We start from the raw sequence: 1299 nt of genomic DNA on the forward strand, positions 1-1299 counted from the left end.
TGGAGTTGGCCCGGTTTGGTGGACACCTGATCTCTGGGGAACCCTGGTTCCCGGAAGAAGGAGTCTGCTGTGCCGAACAACTATCCGCCGGAGTTTCGCCGGCAGATGGTGGAGCTGGTGCGCGCGGGACGGTCGCCGGAGGAGCTGGCCAAGGAATTTCAGCCCTCCGCGCAGTCGATCCGTACCTGGGTGCGCCAGGCCGATCTGGATGACGGCCGCCGCCAAGACGGCCTGACCAGCGCCGAGAAGGACGAGCTGGCCCGGCTGCGCCGCGAGAACAAGATCCTCCGTGAGGAGAAAGAGATCTTGCGTAAGGCCGCGGCTTTCTTCGCGCGGGAGACGGATCTGCCGAGATGAAGTTCCGGCTGATTCATGCGGAGAAGGACCACCACGAGGTCTCCCTGCTGGCCCGGGTGCTGGGTGTGTCGCGCCAGGGCTACTACGCCTGGGCGGCCCGGCAGCGACGCGGCCCGTCGATGCGAGCCCGCCGCGACGCCGAGCTGACCGAGCAGATCCATCGGCATCACCGGGCCTCTGATGAGATTTACGGGGCGCCGCGCATCCACGCCGACTTGCGCGAGTTCGACGGGGTCCGGGTGGGCCGCAAGCGGGTGGCCCGGCTGATGCGCGCCGCCGGGCTGGCCGGGGTGAGCAGGCGCAAGGGCTGTCGCACCACCATCGCCGACCGGCAAGCGATCGCCGCGTCCGACCTGGTGAAGCGGAAGTTCACCGCGGCCGAGCCGAACCGGGTCTGGACGGCCGACATCACGTATGTGCCGACCTGGCAGGGCTTCGTCTATCTGGCGGTGGTGCTGGATGTGTTCTCCCGCCGGATCGTCGGCTGGGCGATGGCCGAGCACATGCGCACCGAACTGGTGACCGACGCGCTGGCGATGGCCCTGCACCAGCGCCGCCCTCAGGCCGGGGTGATTCACCACAGCGACAAGGGAAGCCAGTACACCTCGATCGCCTTCGGCTGGCGCTGTGAGCAGGCAGGCGTCCGCCCGTCGACGGGCCGGACCGGGACGTGCTTCGACAACGCGATCACCGAGAGCTTCTTCGCCTCGCTGGAGTGCGAACTGATCGACCGGCGCACCTTCCGCGCCAGGTCAGAAGCCGAACGAGCCCTGTTCAGCTACATCGAGGGCTTCTATAACCCGCGCCGCCGCCACTCCGCCAACGGCCAGCTCAGCCCCGCCGAATACGAACGCCGACACGCGCTCAAGAACGCCCAAGACCTCGACTATGCTGCCGCGTAGTCGCAAGCCCTGATGTGTCTATCGAACCGGGGCAACTCCA

1 protein-coding gene is annotated in these 1299 nt (G+C 67.6%); it reads left to right on the forward strand.

What is annotated here, in order from left to right:
• Nucleotides 1-105: 105 nt before the first annotated feature.
• A protein-coding gene (locus tag ACFKCF_RS61600) for an IS3 family transposase (RefSeq protein WP_394506793.1) occupies nucleotides 106-1259 on the forward strand; the annotation gives its coding sequence in 2 pieces (ribosomal slippage) (nucleotides 106-319 and nucleotides 319-1259; 1155 coding nt in all).
• Nucleotides 1260-1299 lie beyond the last annotated feature (40 nt).

The sequence above is a fragment of the Nonomuraea sp. JJY05 genome (assembly GCF_043496855.1).
In the GTDB taxonomy this organism is placed as follows: domain Bacteria; phylum Actinomycetota; class Actinomycetes; order Streptosporangiales; family Streptosporangiaceae; genus Nonomuraea.